Source organism: Candidatus Sodalis endolongispinus (assembly GCF_018777395.1).
Lineage (GTDB): Bacteria > Pseudomonadota > Gammaproteobacteria > Enterobacterales > Enterobacteriaceae > Sodalis_B > Sodalis_B endolongispinus.
In genome coordinates this window covers 871,162-885,156 of the sequence record NZ_JAFJYC010000001.1, presented here as the reverse complement: position 1 = coordinate 885,156, position 13,995 = coordinate 871,162, and the positions used below count along the sequence as shown (strand labels likewise).

Sequence of the window (13,995 nt, the reverse complement as noted above, 5' to 3'; positions counted from 1 at the left end):
CTGGATCATAAAAAGGGTTTACCGCTAACGCCGAACCATAGGATTTTTCGCGAAAATGGTATAATTGAGCGCAGCTTTTCTTGATGACCGGTCTGCAAGCCTTAATAACGTTTCGGTCACTGACACGATTTAGCTCATTTCCTGTGCAATCCCTGTTAATCGACCTTTACAGGTGTAAATTAACATGGGGTTCATGATGTATAAGTTGACAAAAGGTTATAAAAAGGAGTAAAAAACCCCACACAATGGCTGTGTATCTCATTACCACACGGCTTTTACGGTTTCTTACTTCCTTCCCGTAAATCGATGTGATGCGTAAAACTGCCGAATTTTTATAGAGCAGCCTGCAAATCGCCACTTTTGATGAGTAGCAAAGAGAATGTCGATAACCACTGAAATTACCGCTCATTATTGGGCTTTTGCCGTATTCCTCATAGGTGCGCTGGGTCTGTGCATCTTCATGCTGACCGGCGGTTTCCTGCTGGGCGGCCGCGCGCGGGCGCGCTCGAAAAACGTGCCGTTTGAATCCGGGATCGACCCGGTCGGCACCGCAAGATTGCGCCTTTCAGCCAAATTTTACCTAGTGGCGATGTTTTTCGTCATTTTCGACGTTGAAGCCCTCTATCTGTACGCCTGGGCCACCGCTATTCGCGAAGCGGGCTGGGTAGGCTTCATCGAGGCAACCATTTTCATTTTTATCCTGTTGGCGGGTTTGGTTTACCTGGTGCGTATCGGCGCCCTTGACTGGACGCCGGAGCGCTCCCGGCGTTTGCGCCGGGCAGGCCAGGTTGGCGAATCCCCCCGTCATCAAGAGTAACAGCGAGGCAGCAAAATGGATTACACCCTCACCCACGCGGAGCCGGACGGCGATAACGAGCGGTATCCCCTGCAAAAACAGGAAATCGTGGCGGATCCGCTGGAGCAGCACGTCCATCGCAGCGTTTACCTCGGCAAGCTTGAGAGCGCGCTGCACAATGCGGTGAACTGGGGACGCGGCAATTCGCTTTGGCCTTACAATTTCGGCCTCTCCTGCTGCTATGTCGAAATGACCACCTCTTTTACCGCCGTGCACGACGTGGCGCGCTTCGGTTCGGAAGTTATCCGCGCCTCACCGCGCCAGGCGGATTTCATGGTGGTGGCGGGGACGCCTTTCACCAAAGTGGCGCCCGTCATCCAGCGTCTTTACGACCAGATGCTGGAGCCGAAATGGGTTATCTCCATGGGCGCCTGTGCCAATTCCGGCGGAATGTACGATATTTATTCTGTTGTGCAGGGCGTTGATAAATTCCTGCCGGTGGACGTCTACATTCCCGGCTGTCCCCCGCGCCCTGAAGCGTACATCCAGGCGCTGCTGTTGCTGAAGGAGTCTATCGGCAAAGAACGCCGCCCGCTCTCCTGGGTGGTGGGCGATCAGGGCGTCTATCGCGCCAATATGGAGTCGGAACGTCAACGTAAGCACGGTGAGCGCATCGCGGTCACCCATCTGCGCACCCCCGACGAAATTTAACGCGCGGATACGCATGCCGGCCGCGGCGGGTAAGCGCGGCGGCATGTGCCGGCACAGCCAAATGTGGTGAAGATAACTATGACAGAGTTGATGACGCAGAATTCCGCCCTGCCGGCCTGGCAAACGCAGGATCATCTTGATGATCCGGTGATTGGCGAGTTGCGTAACCATTTCGGGCCGGACGCTTTCAGAGTACAGTCGACCCGTACCGGTATTCCGGTCGTTTGGGTGAAGCGCGAGCAGATCCTCGAAGTGCTGACCTTTCTGAAGAAGCTGCCGAAACCGTACGTGATGCTCTATGACCTGCACGGGGTGGACGAGCGCCTGCGTACCCACCGCCAGGGCTTGCCGGCGGCGGATTTTACCGTTTTCTATCATCTGATTTCCATCGATCGCAATCGCGACATCATGCTGAAGGTGGCGTTGGCGGAAAACGACCTGCATCTGCCTACCTGCACCCGCCTTTTCCCTAACGCCAACTGGTATGAGCGTGAAACCTGGGAAATGTTCGGCATGACCTTTGACGGTCACCCGCACCTGATCCGTATCATGATGCCGAAAAGCTGGGAAGGGCACCCGCTGCGCAAGGATTATCCGGCACGCGCCACCGAATTCGATCCTTTCGTCCTCACCAAACAAAAAGAAGATCTGGAGATGGAAGGGCTGACCTTCAAGCCGGAAGAGTGGGGCATGAAGCGCGGCACGGACAATGAGGACTTCATGTTCCTCAACCTGGGGCCGAACCATCCTTCCGCACACGGCGCGTTCCGCATCATTTTGCAGCTCGACGGCGAAGAGATCGTCGATTGCGTGCCCGATATCGGTTATCACCACCGCGGCGCCGAAAAGATGGGCGAGCGCCAGTCCTGGCATAGCTATATCCCTTATACCGACCGTGTCGAATACCTCGGCGGCTGCGTTAACGAAATGCCTTACGTGCTGGCGGTAGAAAAGCTGGCCGGCATCGTGGTGCCCGATCGCGTTAATGTGATCCGGGTGATGCTGTCAGAGCTGTTCCGTATCAACAGCCACCTGCTGTACATCAGTACCTATATTCAGGACGTGGGCGGGATGACGCCGGTGTTCCTGGCGTTTACCGACCGTCAGAAGATTTATGATGTGGTCGAGGCGATTACCGGTTTTCGTATGCACCCGGCCTGGTTCCGCATCGGCGGCGTGGCGCACGATTTGCCGCGCGGTTGGGAAGGGTTGCTGCGCGAGTTCCTTGACTGGCTGCCGAAGCGTCTGGACAGTTATGTCAAGGCGGCGCTTCGCAACAGCGTATTGCGCGCCCGCGCCGAGGGCGTCGCCGCCTATGGCGCGAAAGAGGCGCTGGATTGGGGTGTGACCGGCGCGGCGCTGCGCGCCACCGGCATCGACTTTGACGTGCGGAAATGGCGTCCGTATTCCGGCTATGAAAACTTCGACTTCGAGGTGCCGGTGGGCGATGGCGTGAGCGACTGCTATAGCCGCGTGATGCTGAAGGTGGAGGAGATGCGCCAAAGTCTGCGCATCCTTGAGCAGTGCCTGAACAACATGCCGGCAGGCCCCTTCAAAGCCGATCATCCGCTGACCACGCCGCCGCCGAAAGAGCGCACTTTGCAGCATATTGAGACGCTTATCACGCACTTCCTGCAGGTCTCGTGGGGACCGGTGATGCCGGCCAACGAATCATTCCAGATGATCGAGGCTACCAAAGGCATCAACAGCTATTACCTGACCAGTGATGGCAGCACAATGAGTTACCGGACGCGCATCCGCACGCCCAGTTTCCCTCATTTGCAGCAAATCCCCTCGGTTATTCGCGGCAGCCTGGTATCGGATTTAATCGTATATCTGGGCAGTATTGATTTCGTTATGTCAGATGTGGACCGCTAATTATGCAGCAACAGCAAGATACCCCCAAGCATGCGGCGGCGGCGGGGCTGGACGTCGCCACCGAAACGTTCGAGCTGAGTCGCGAGGAGCGCGAAGCCATCGAGCATGAGAAGCACCATTACGAGGATGCGCGCGCCGCCTCGATCGAAGCGCTGAAAATCGTGCAGAAGAATCGCGGCTGGGTGCCGGACGGGGCTATCGCCGCCATCGCGCAGGTGCTGGGCATTCCCGGCAGCGATGTCGAAGGGGTGGCCACGTTTTACAGCCAAATTTTCCGTCAGCCGGTGGGCCGCCATGTTATCCGCTATTGCGACAGCGTGGTCTGCCATATTACCGGTTATCATGGCATTCAGGCCGCGCTTGAGCAATCGCTGAACATCAAGCCGGGCCAGACTACCCCCGACGGCCGCTTCACCCTGCTGCCCACTTGCTGTCTGGGCAATTGCGACAAGGGACCGACCATGATGGTGGATGACGATACCCACGTGCATCTGACGCCGGAAGGCATTGGTCCGCTGCTGGAGCAATATCGATGACCAAAACCATTGTCCGCTTGGCGGAAACGCACCCGCTGACCTGGCGGCTGCGCGATGATCATCAGCCGGTATGGCTGGACGAATATCAGAGCAAAAACGGTTATGTCGGCGCACGCAAGGCGCTGAGCGGCATGGCGCAGGACGATATCGTTACGCTTGTGAAGGACTCTGGCCTGAAAGGACGCGGCGGCGCCGGCTTCTCGACTGGCCTGAAGTGGAGCCTAATGCCGAAAGATCCCGCCATGAACATTCGCTATTTGCTGTGCAATGCCGATGAAATGGAGCCGGGCACCTATAAAGACCGTTTGCTGATGGAGCAACTGCCGCACCTGCTGGTGGAAGGGATGCTGATCGCCGCCTTCGCGCTGAAAGCCTATCGCGGCTATATTTTCCTGCGCGGCGAGTACATCGAGGCGGCGGCGAACCTGCGCCGCGCGATAGCCGAGGCCACCGAGGCCGGTTGGCTGGGCAAAAATATTCTGGGCAGCGGGTTTGACTTCGAGCTTATCGTCCACACCGGCGCCGGTCGCTATATCTGCGGCGAAGAGACCGCACTGATTAATTCCCTGGAAGGGCGCCGCGCCAACCCGCGCTCGAAACCGCCGTTTCCCGCCAGCGCCGGCGCCTGGGGCAAACCCACCTGCGTCAACAACGTCGAAACGTTATGCAACGTGCCGGCCATCCTGGAGCACGGGGTTGACTGGTATCAAGGCATCACCGCTGGCAAGAGCAACGACGCCGGCACCAAGCTGATGGGCTTCTCCGGCCGGGTGAAGAACCCCGGCCTCTGGGAACTGCCGTTCGGCATCACCGCGCGCGAGATCCTCGAGGATTACGCCGGTGGCATGCGCGATGGTCTGACGCTGAAAGCCTGGCAGCCCGGCGGCGCCGGCACCGACTTTTTGACCCAGGAGCACCTGGATCTGCCGATGGATTTTGAGAATATCGGCAAAGCGGGCAGCCGGCTTGGCACCGCGCTGGCGATGGCGGTGGACAACGAAATCAACATGGTGTCGTTAACGCGCAATCTGGAAGAGTTTTTTGCCCGGGAATCCTGCGGTTGGTGTACGCCGTGCCGCGACGGCCTGCCGTGGAGCGTCAAGCTGCTGCGTGCGCTGGAGAGCGGTAAAGGCCAGCCCGTGGATATTGAAACCTTGGAGCAGCTGTGCCGCTTCCTCGGCCCCGGCAAAACCTTCTGCGCCCATGCGCCCGGGGCGGTGGAGCCGTTGCAAAGCGCGATTAAATATTTCCGCTCCGAGTTCGAGGCGGGTATCAGCGTTGAACATTTGGGCAATACGCGCGCCATCGCCGGCGTGCAGCCCAACCTATTAAAAGCGCGCTGGTAATCGTCCATGCGACACGAGCGGGTCAGGCGGGCGTAGGCGCTTTGCACCCTGAACGCATTTTTGATTAACGCCCGCCGTTGGCGGGCCTCACCTGAGCATGCTGACTATGGCTACCATCCATGTAGACGGCAAAGAGTACGAGGTTAACGGGTCTGACAACCTGCTGGAAGCTTGTCTGTCTCTCGGCCTCGATATTCCGTACTTTTGCTGGCATCCGGCGCTGGGCAGCGTCGGCGCTTGCCGCCAGTGCGCGGTCAAGCAATACCAAAACGCCGAGGATACTCGTGGCCGGCTGGTCATGTCTTGTATGACGCCGGCCGCCGACGTTACCTTCATCTCTATCGCCGACGATGAAGCAAAACAGTTCCGCCAAAGTGTAGTGGAGTGGCTGATGACCAACCACCCGCACGATTGTCCGGTCTGCGAAGAGGGCGGCAACTGCCACCTGCAGGATATGACGGTCATGACCGGCCAGAATTTCCGCCGCTACCGTTTTACCAAGCGAACTCACCGCAATCAGTATCTGGGGCCGTTTATTTCCCATGAGATGAACCGCTGCATCGCCTGCTACCGCTGCGTCCGCTATTACAAAGATTATGCCGACGGCGGCGATCTCGGCGTGTATGGTGCCCATGATAACGTCTATTTCGGCCGTCCCGAAGACGGGGTGCTGGAGAGCGAGTTTTCCGGCAACCTGGTGGAAATCTGCCCGACCGGCGTGTTCACCGACAAAACCCACTCCGAGCGCTATAACCGTAAATGGGATATGCAGTTCGCGCCTAGCGTCTGCCAGCAGTGCAGCATCGGCTGCAACACCAGCCCCGGCGAGCGCTATGGCGAGCTGCGCCGCATCGAAAACCGCTACAACGGCAGCGTCAACCATTACTTCTTGTGCGACCGCGGCCGTTTCGGCTATGGCTACGTCAATCTGAAAGACCGTCCACGCCAGCCGCTGCAGCGCCGTGGCGACGACTGGATTGCGCTTAACGCCGACCAGGCAATGCAGGGCGCCGCCGATGCGCTGCGCCATGCGCGTAAGATGATCGGCATCGGCTCGCCGCGCGCCAGCGTCGAAAGCAACTTCGCCCTGCGCGAACTGGTGGGCGCCGAGAATTTCTACACCGGTATCGCCGGCGGTGAGCAAGACCGACTGGCGCTGATGCTCAATGTTTTGCGCAACGGCGGTATTCGCACGCCGTCGCTGCGTGAAATGGAAAGCTATGACGCCGTGCTGGTGCTGGGGGAGGATTTGACCCAGACTGGCGCGCGTATCGCGCTGGCGGTGCGCCAGGCCGTGAAGGGCAAGGCGCGTGAGATGGCCGCGGCGCAGAAAGTGGCCGACTGGCAGATAGCCGCCATTATGAACATCGGTCAGCACGCCAAACACCCGCTGTTCGTCACCAACATTGACCGGACCCGTCTGGATGATATCGCCGCCTGGAGCTATTGCGCGCCGGTGGATGATCAGGCGCGTCTGGGTTTCGCCATCGCCCACGCGTTGGATGAGACGGCGCCGGCGGTGAGCGGCCTGGATAATGCGCTGAAGGGTAAAATCGATGTGGTGGTGCAGGCGCTGGCCGGCGCCCGCAAGCCGCTTATTATCTCCGGCAGCAACGCTGGGAGCGAAGCGGTGATTGCCGCCGCCGCCAACGTCGCCCGCGCCTTGAAGGGCCGGTGCAGCGATGTCGGTATTAGCTTTATCGCCGCCGGCGCCAACAGTATGGGCCTGGCGATGATGGGCGGCGGCAGCCTGGACGATGCGCTCGACGCACTCGATCAGGGCTCTGCGGATAGCGTGATCGTGCTGGAAAACGACCTGTATCGCCATGCCCCGGCCGCGCGCATCGACGCCGCGCTGGCCAAGGTTACTAACCTTATCGTGCTAGACCACCAGCGCACCCCCCTTCAGGACAAGGCCAACCTTATCCTGTCGGCGGCGAGCTTTGCCGAAAGCGACGGTACGCTCATCAACCAGGAGGGCCGCGCGCAGCGTTTCTTCCAGGTCTATGATCCGGCGTACTACGATGATCAGGTTGTCATGTTGGAAAGCTGGCGCTGGCTGCATTCGCTGCACTCCACTTATTTGAACCGCCAGGTGGACTGGACACAGCTCGACCATATTATTGATGCCGCGGCCGAGGCGCTGCCGCAGCTCTCGGGGATTAAGGACGCCGCACCCGACGCAAGCTTCCGTATCCACGGACAGAAACTGGCGCGCGAGCCGCACCGCTACAGCGGCCGTACCGCGATGCGCGCCAATATCAGCGTGCACGAACCGCGCGTGCCGCAGGACCAGGACACCATGTTCGCCTTCTCCATGGAAGGCAACAATGCTCCACAGGCGCCGCGCCAACAGGTGGCGTTCGCCTGGGCACCGGGCTGGAACTCCCCACAGGCCTGGAACAAATTCCAGGACGAAGTGGGCGGCCATTTGCGCCACGGCGACCCCGGTGTGCGGCTGCTGGAAGCGGGTGACGACCGGCTGGACTACTTTAGCGCCATTCCGCCCGCGTTTGCGCCGGCCGAGGACGGCAGTTGGCGTATCGCACCTTATTGGCACTTGTTCGGCAGCGAGGAAACCTCGCAGCGTTCTCCGGTTATTCAGGAGCGGATGCCGGCGCCCTATGTGGCGGTGAGCCAGGCCGACGCCGCCCGGCTGGGCGTCAACAGCGGTACCCTGCTTGCCTTTAGCTGCGCGGGGGTGGAACTGCGTCTGCCGGTGCGGTTCAGCCATGAACTGAGCGCCGGACAAGTCGGGCTGCCGCTGGGGCTGCCGGGCATTCCGCCAATGCTGGCGGGACAGCGCGTTGAAAATCTGCGGGAGGCCGCGCTATGAGTTGGTTGACACCGGAGGTCATCGATATCCTCCTGACGGTGGTGAAGGCGGTGGTTATTCTGCTGGTGGTGGTCACCTGCGCCGCCTACATGAGCTTCGCCGAGCGGCGCCTGCTGGGGCTGTTTCAAAACCGTTACGGACCCAACCGCGTAGGCTGGGGCGGTTCGCTCCAACTCTTGGCCGACGTGATGAAGATGATGTTTAAAGAGGACTGGATCCCGCCGTTCGCCGACCGGGGTATTTTTACCCTGGCGCCGGTCATTGCCTTCACATCGCTGCTGATTACCTTCGCCATCGTCCCGGTGAGTCCGACCTGGGTGGTAGCCGATTTCAACATCGGCGTGCTGTTCTTCCTGATGATGGCCGGGCTGGCGGTGTACGCCGTTCTGTTCGCCGGCTGGTCGAGCAACAATAAATACTCGCTCCTGGGTGCTATGCGCGCCTCGGCGCAGACCTTGAGCTATGAAGTGTTTCTCGGTTTGTCGTTAATGGGCGTGGTGGCGCAGGCCGGTTCGTTCAACCTCGGCGCGATCGTTGAGTCGCAAGCGCATCTGTGGAACGTGGTGCCGCAGTTCTTCGGCTTTATCACCTTTGCGCTGGCGGGCGTCGCGGTGTGTCACCGCCACCCCTTCGATCAGCCGGAAGCGGAGCAGGAACTGGCCGACGGCTACCATATCGAATACTCGGGGATGAAATTCGGCCTGTTCTTCGTCGGTGAATATGTCGGCATTGTGACCATCTCGGCGCTGATGGTGACGCTATTCTTCGGTGGCTGGCAGGGGCCGTGGTTGCCGCCGTTTATCTGGTTCGCCATTAAAACCGCTTTCTTTATGATGATGTTCATCCTGATCCGCGCGGCGCTGCCCCGTCCGCGCTATGACCAGGTGATGGCGCTGGGCTGGAAAATCTGCCTGCCGCTGACGCTGCTCAATTTGTTGGCGACCGCAGCGGTCATCTTGTACAACGCGCATTAAGGGGTGGATGAATCATGACGTTAAAAGAATTAGCGATCGGCTGCGGGACCACGCTGCGCAGCATCTGGATGATTGGCATGCAGGCGTTTAACAAGCGCGAAACCCGCATGTACCCGGACGTGCCGGTCAATCCGCCGCCCCGTTTTCGCGGGCGGATCGTGCTGACGCGCGATCCCGACGGCGATGAGCGCTGCGTAGCCTGTAACCTGTGCGCGGTCGCCTGCCCGGTCGGCTGTATTTCGCTGCAAAAGGCGGAAACTAAAGACGGACGCTGGTACCCGGGATTCTTTCGTATCAATTTCTCCCGCTGTATCTTCTGCGGCCTGTGCGAAGAAGCCTGCCCTACCACCGCCATCCAGCTGACGCCGGATTTCGAGATGGGCGAGTTAAAACGACAGGATCTGGTGTATGAGAAAGACGATTTACTGATTTCAGGGCCGGGTAAATACCCGGAATATAACTTCTACCGCATGGCCGGTATGGCGATCGCTGGCAAGGACAAGGGCGAGGCGGAAAACGAAGCCAAACCTATCGATGTGAAAGGCTTGCTGCCCTAAGGAGACTGGCATGGAACTGGCGTTTTATCTTTCCGGTCTGGTGGCGGTGCTGGCGACGTTGCGCGTCATCACCCATACCCAGCCGGTACATGCGCTGCTGTACCTGATTATTTCGCTGCTGGCCATCGCCTGCGTGTTTTTTTCGCTGGGCGCCTACTTCGCCGGTGCGCTGGAAATTATCGTTTACGCCGGTGCCATCATGGTGCTGTTCGTGTTCGTGGTGATGATGCTCAACATGAGCGTCGGCCGCGATAAGCAAGAACGCGCCTGGCTGCGCCCGCGGGCCTGGATCGGGCCCGCGCTGATGTCGCTGGTGCTATTGGCGATATTGGTGCGCGCCCTGGCCGGCGCGGGGGATCACGGCATCGCCGGCGATCTGATTGCGGCGAAAACCGTGGGTATCGCGCTGTTTGGTCCTTATGTGCTGGCGGTGGAGCTGGCCTCCATGCTGTTGCTGGCGGGGCTGGTGGTCGCCTTCCATCTGGGCCGCGACGAACGTGATAACGTCGATGCGCTCTACAAGGGGCCGAAAATCACCGACGCCATCAAGAGAAGAGGGGAGGAGCAAGCATGATCCCGTTATCACACGGTCTCATCCTGGCCGCTATCTTGTTTGTGCTGGGCCTGACGGGGATGATTATCCGCCGCAACCTGCTCTTCATGCTGCTGGGGCTAGAAATCATGATTAACGCGTCGGCGCTGGCGTTTGTTGTGGCCGGCAGCTATTGGGGTCAAGCGGACGGGCAGGTGATGTATATCCTGGCGGTCACCCTGGCCGCCGCCGAGGCCAGTATCGGCCTGGCGCTGCTGCTGCAGCTGCATCGCCGCCGCCGGACCCTGGATATCGATTCAGTCAGCGAGATGCACGGATGAACCTACTCTATTTAACCCTGGTATTTCCCTTGGCGGGGTTCCTGCTGCTGGCGTTTTCCCGCGGCCGCTGGTCGGAAAACCTCGCCGCGACCGTCGGCGTCGGCAGCGTCGGGCTGGCGGCGTTAACCACCCTTTGGGTGGGTCTGGATTTTCACGGCGCCCGCGGCGACGGTGCGGCGGTGTATACCCAGACCTTGTGGCACTGGATGGCGGTAGGTGATTTCCAGATCCCCATTACGCTCAGCCTCGACGGCTTGTCGCTGACGATGCTGTCGGTGGTCACCGGCGTCGGCTTCCTCATCCATCTTTATGCCTCCTGGTATATGCGCGGGGAAGAGGGCTATTCGCGTTTCTTCGCCTATACCAATCTGTTTATCGCTAGCATGTTGGTGCTGGTGCTGGCGGATAATCTGTTGCTGATGTATCTCGGCTGGGAAGGGGTAGGGCTTTGCAGCTACCTGCTTATCGGCTTCTACTATTACTATACCGAGTCGAAAAATGGCGCGGCGGCGATGAAGGCATTTATCGTCACCCGCGTCGGGGATGTGCTGTTGGCGTTCGCGCTGTTTATCCTCTACGACCAGCTCGGAACGTTGAACTTCCACGATCTGATGGTGCTGGCGCCGAAAAAGCTGGCGGAAGGCTATCCGGCCATTACCTGGGCGACGCTGATGCTGCTGGGCGGCGCGGTCGGCAAGTCGGCGCAGCTGCCGCTGCAAACCTGGCTGGCGGACGCCATGGCCGGCCCGACCCCAGTCTCGGCGCTGATACATGCCGCCACCATGGTGACCGCCGGCGTGTATCTTATCGCCCGTACCCACGGCCTGTTCCTGATGACGCCGGACGTATTGCATCTGGTGGGGATTGTCGGCGCGGTAACGCTGGTATTGGCCGGCTTCGCCGCGCTGGTGCAGACCGATATCAAGCGGGTGCTCGCCTATTCCACCATGAGCCAGATAGGCTATATGTTTCTGGCGCTGGGCGTTCAGGCGTGGGACGCGGCTATTTTTCACCTGATGACCCACGCGTTTTTCAAGGCGTTGCTGTTCTTGTCCTCCGGTTCGGTGATCCTGGCCTGCCATCACGAGCAGAACATCTTCAAAATGGGCGGCCTGCGCAAGTCGATTCCGCTGGTCCATATCTGCTTTCTGGTGGGCGGCGCGGCGCTGTCGGCGTTGCCGCTGGTCACCGCCGGCTTCTATTCCAAGGATGAAATCCTCTGGGGCGCGCTGGCCAACGGCCATGGCGCACTGATGATGGCCGGCCTGGTGGGGGCGTTCCTCACCTCGGTCTATACCTTCCGCATGATCTTTATCGTGTTCCATGGCGAGGCGAAGATTAAAGCCCACGCCTGCCGCGGTATCAGCCATCATCTGCCGCTGGTGGTGCTGTTGGTGTTGTCCACCTTTATCGGCGCCTGGATCACGCCGCCGCTGGCGAGGGTTCTGCCGGCCGGCGAGTTCGGTCATGACGGTAAGCTGGCGCTGGAAATCACCTCGGGCGTGGTCGCCATCATTGGTATTGGTCTGGCGGCGGCCCTGTGGCTCGGCCAGCGCCGTCTGGTGAACGCCGTGGCCGCCAGCGCGCCGGGGCGTTTCCTGACGGTTTGGTGGTTCCACGCCTGGGGATTCGACTGGCTTTACGACAAGATCTTCGTCAAACCCTACCTGGCCATTGCGCGGTTACTGGCGCGAGATCCGCTTAATGCGGTGATGAATCTTCCCGCGCTGCTGGCGCGCTGGGCCGGACGTGGCCTGACGGTGAGCGAAAACGGGCAGTTGCGTTGGTATGCGGCGTCGATGGGTCTGGGTGCGGTTATCGTGGTGGCGCTGCTGGTATTCGTCTGAATACCCCGAGCTTCGTTTCCGGCTTAGGTCGGAGCGGCGGGTAACCTACCGCTCCGCTGACACGCAAGTTTATTGATTTTACAGTTAGGGACGCAAAACGCCATGCTACTACCTTGGCTAATTCTTATCCCCTTTATCGGCGGTCTGCTGTGTTGGCAATGCGAGCGTTTCGGTACCCGTGTACCGCGCTGGATAGCCTTGATTGCCATGGGGCTGACACTGGCGCTTTCATTGCTGCTGTGGCAGCAGGGAGGATACACCCTGGCGATGGCGCAGGGGCTGCCGCAATGGCAGGTGGAGTATCTGCTCCCCTGGATCCCGCGCTTCGGTATCAGCATTCATTTGGCGCTGGACGGCCTGTCGCTGCTGATGGTGGTGCTGACCGGGCTGCTCGGTGTGCTGGCTATCCTCTGCTCCTGGCGTGAAATCCAGCGCTACCAGGGGTTCTTCCACCTCAATCTGCTGTGGATCCTCGGCGGCGTTATCGGCGTGTTCCTGGCCATCGACATTTTTCTCTTCTTTTTCTTCTGGGAAATGATGCTGGTGCCGATGTATTTCCTCATCGCGCTGTGGGGGCACAAGGCGTCCGACGGTAAGACGCGTATCACCGCCGCAACCAAATTCTTCATCTATACCCAGGCGAGCGGTCTGGTGATGCTGGTGGCCATCCTCGGCCTGGTGCTGGTGCACTATAACGCCACCGGCGTCTGGACCTTCAATTATGAAGACTTGTTGCGCACGCCGATGTCGGAACGGATGGAATACCTGCTGATGTTGGGTTTCTTCTTGGCCTTCGCGGTGAAAATGCCGGTGGTGCCGCTGCACGGCTGGCTGCCGGATGCCCATAGCCAGGCGCCTACCGCCGGTTCGGTGGATCTGGCGGGGATTTTGCTGAAAACCGCGGCTTATGGGATGTTGCGTTTCAGCCTGCCGCTGTTCCCCCATGCGTCGCATCAGTTCGCCCCCATCGCCATGTGGCTGGGCGTGGTAGGCATTTTCTACGGCGCCTGGATGGCGTTTTCGCAAACCGATATCAAGCGCCTTATCGCCTATACCAGCGTGTCCCATATGGGCTTTGTGCTGATCGCTATCTACAGCGGCAGCCAGCTGGCCTATCGGGGCGCGGTGGTACAGATGATAGCCAACGGTCTGTCGGCCGCCGGCATGTTCATCATTTGCGGCCAGCTGTATGAGCGTTTGCACACCCGCGATATGCGGCAGATGGGCGGTCTGTGGGGACGGCTGAGCTTTATTCCGGCGTTGTCGCTGTTCTTCGCCGTCGCCACGCTCGGGATGCCGGGTACCGGCAACTTTGTTGGCGAGATTACCATTTTGTTCGGCAGTTTCCCGGTGGTCCCGATGATTACGGTGATTTCCACATTCGGTCTGGTGTTCGCGTCGGTCTACTCGCTTATCATGATGCAGCGCGCTTATTACGGCCCGGCTAAATCCACCGAGCCGCTGCCGGGCATGACGCTGCGCGAACGGTTGATTATTTTGTTGCTGGTGGTGCTGGTGGTGCTGCTCGGGTTCTTCCCGCAGCCGATTATGGATACCTCAGCCGCCGCTATGGGCAACATCCAGCACTGGTTCGCCGCCGACGCCGGTTCCACTATTTCAACGACAAGGCCGTAATTCGCC

12 protein-coding genes are annotated in these 13,995 nt (G+C 59.8%); all 12 read left to right on the top strand.

Annotated features, from left to right (window positions below; translation table 11 throughout):
* Positions 1–379 precede the first annotated feature (379 nt).
* On the top strand, positions 380–817 hold the full coding sequence (locus JZM24_RS04300) for an NADH-quinone oxidoreductase subunit A (RefSeq protein WP_215668699.1): 438 nt from the start codon (positions 380–382) through the stop codon (positions 815–817).
* A gap of 15 nt (positions 818–832) precedes the next feature.
* Positions 833–1,507: a NuoB/complex I 20 kDa subunit family protein gene (locus tag JZM24_RS04295; protein WP_215668697.1), complete on the top strand. Its 675-nt coding sequence runs from the start codon at positions 833–835 to the stop codon at positions 1,505–1,507.
* A 78-nt stretch (positions 1,508–1,585) separates the two neighbouring features.
* Positions 1,586–3,385, top strand: coding sequence for an NADH-quinone oxidoreductase subunit C/D (gene nuoC / locus JZM24_RS04290; RefSeq protein ID WP_220098811.1), 1,800 nt, complete (start codon positions 1,586–1,588; stop codon positions 3,383–3,385).
* Positions 3,386–3,387: 2 nt separating this feature from the next.
* On the top strand, positions 3,388–3,921 hold the full coding sequence (gene nuoE / locus JZM24_RS04285; protein WP_215668694.1) for an NADH-quinone oxidoreductase subunit NuoE: 534 nt from the start codon (positions 3,388–3,390) through the stop codon (positions 3,919–3,921).
* Complete coding sequence (gene nuoF, locus JZM24_RS04280; RefSeq protein ID WP_215668693.1) at positions 3,918–5,267, top strand: NADH-quinone oxidoreductase subunit NuoF; 1,350 nt, start codon at positions 3,918–3,920, stop codon at positions 5,265–5,267. The genes nuoE and nuoF overlap by 4 nt, the downstream gene beginning before the upstream one ends.
* 106 nt (positions 5,268–5,373) lie before the next feature.
* Complete coding sequence (gene nuoG, locus JZM24_RS04275) at positions 5,374–8,103, top strand: NADH-quinone oxidoreductase subunit NuoG (RefSeq protein ID WP_215668691.1); 2,730 nt, start codon at positions 5,374–5,376, stop codon at positions 8,101–8,103.
* Positions 8,100–9,077, top strand: coding sequence for an NADH-quinone oxidoreductase subunit NuoH (gene nuoH, locus JZM24_RS04270; RefSeq protein ID WP_215668689.1), 978 nt, complete (start codon positions 8,100–8,102; stop codon positions 9,075–9,077). Before nuoG ends, nuoH begins: the two co-directional genes overlap by 4 nt.
* A gap of 14 nt (positions 9,078–9,091) precedes the next feature.
* Positions 9,092–9,634 (top strand): NADH-quinone oxidoreductase subunit NuoI, encoded by a 543-nt coding sequence (nuoI, locus tag JZM24_RS04265; protein WP_215668687.1) that lies wholly within the window; start codon positions 9,092–9,094, stop codon positions 9,632–9,634.
* A 10-nt stretch (positions 9,635–9,644) separates the two neighbouring features.
* A complete protein-coding gene (gene nuoJ, locus JZM24_RS04260; protein ID WP_215668685.1) occupies positions 9,645–10,208 on the top strand; it encodes an NADH-quinone oxidoreductase subunit J in 564 nt (187 codons plus the stop codon).
* Positions 10,205–10,507 carry an NADH-quinone oxidoreductase subunit NuoK gene (gene nuoK, locus JZM24_RS04255; protein ID WP_074011946.1) on the top strand — a complete coding sequence of 101 codons (303 nt, stop codon included), beginning with the start codon at positions 10,205–10,207 and terminating at the stop codon, positions 10,505–10,507. Before nuoJ ends, nuoK begins: the two co-directional genes overlap by 4 nt.
* Positions 10,504–12,354, top strand: coding sequence for an NADH-quinone oxidoreductase subunit L (gene nuoL / locus JZM24_RS04250; RefSeq protein ID WP_215668684.1), 1,851 nt, complete (start codon positions 10,504–10,506; stop codon positions 12,352–12,354). The genes nuoK and nuoL overlap by 4 nt, the downstream gene beginning before the upstream one ends.
* A 102-nt stretch (positions 12,355–12,456) precedes the next feature.
* Complete coding sequence (gene nuoM / locus JZM24_RS04245) at positions 12,457–13,989, top strand: NADH-quinone oxidoreductase subunit M (RefSeq protein ID WP_215670000.1); 1,533 nt, start codon at positions 12,457–12,459, stop codon at positions 13,987–13,989.
* Positions 13,990–13,995 lie beyond the last annotated feature (6 nt).

Excerpts from the sequence above, each read along its gene's own strand:
- nuoK (WP_074011946.1), top strand. The coding sequence starts at position 10,205 with ATGATCCCGTTATCACACGGTCTCATCCTGGCCGCTATCTTGTTTGTG.
- nuoM (WP_215670000.1), top strand. The coding sequence starts at position 12,457 with ATGCTACTACCTTGGCTAATTCTTATCCCCTTTATCGGCGGTCTGCTG.
- nuoJ (WP_215668685.1), top strand. The coding sequence starts at position 9,645 with ATGGAACTGGCGTTTTATCTTTCCGGTCTGGTGGCGGTGCTGGCGACG.
- nuoC (WP_220098811.1), top strand. The coding sequence starts at position 1,586 with ATGACAGAGTTGATGACGCAGAATTCCGCCCTGCCGGCCTGGCAAACG.
- nuoH (WP_215668689.1), top strand. The coding sequence starts at position 8,100 with ATGAGTTGGTTGACACCGGAGGTCATCGATATCCTCCTGACGGTGGTG.
- nuoF (WP_215668693.1), top strand. The coding sequence starts at position 3,918 with ATGACCAAAACCATTGTCCGCTTGGCGGAAACGCACCCGCTGACCTGG.
- nuoI (WP_215668687.1), top strand. The coding sequence starts at position 9,092 with ATGACGTTAAAAGAATTAGCGATCGGCTGCGGGACCACGCTGCGCAGC.
- nuoE (WP_215668694.1), top strand. The coding sequence starts at position 3,388 with ATGCAGCAACAGCAAGATACCCCCAAGCATGCGGCGGCGGCGGGGCTG.
- JZM24_RS04295 (WP_215668697.1), top strand. The coding sequence starts at position 833 with ATGGATTACACCCTCACCCACGCGGAGCCGGACGGCGATAACGAGCGG.
- nuoG (WP_215668691.1), top strand. The coding sequence starts at position 5,374 with ATGGCTACCATCCATGTAGACGGCAAAGAGTACGAGGTTAACGGGTCT.
- JZM24_RS04300 (WP_215668699.1), top strand. The coding sequence starts at position 380 with ATGTCGATAACCACTGAAATTACCGCTCATTATTGGGCTTTTGCCGTA.
- nuoL (WP_215668684.1), top strand. The coding sequence starts at position 10,504 with ATGAACCTACTCTATTTAACCCTGGTATTTCCCTTGGCGGGGTTCCTG.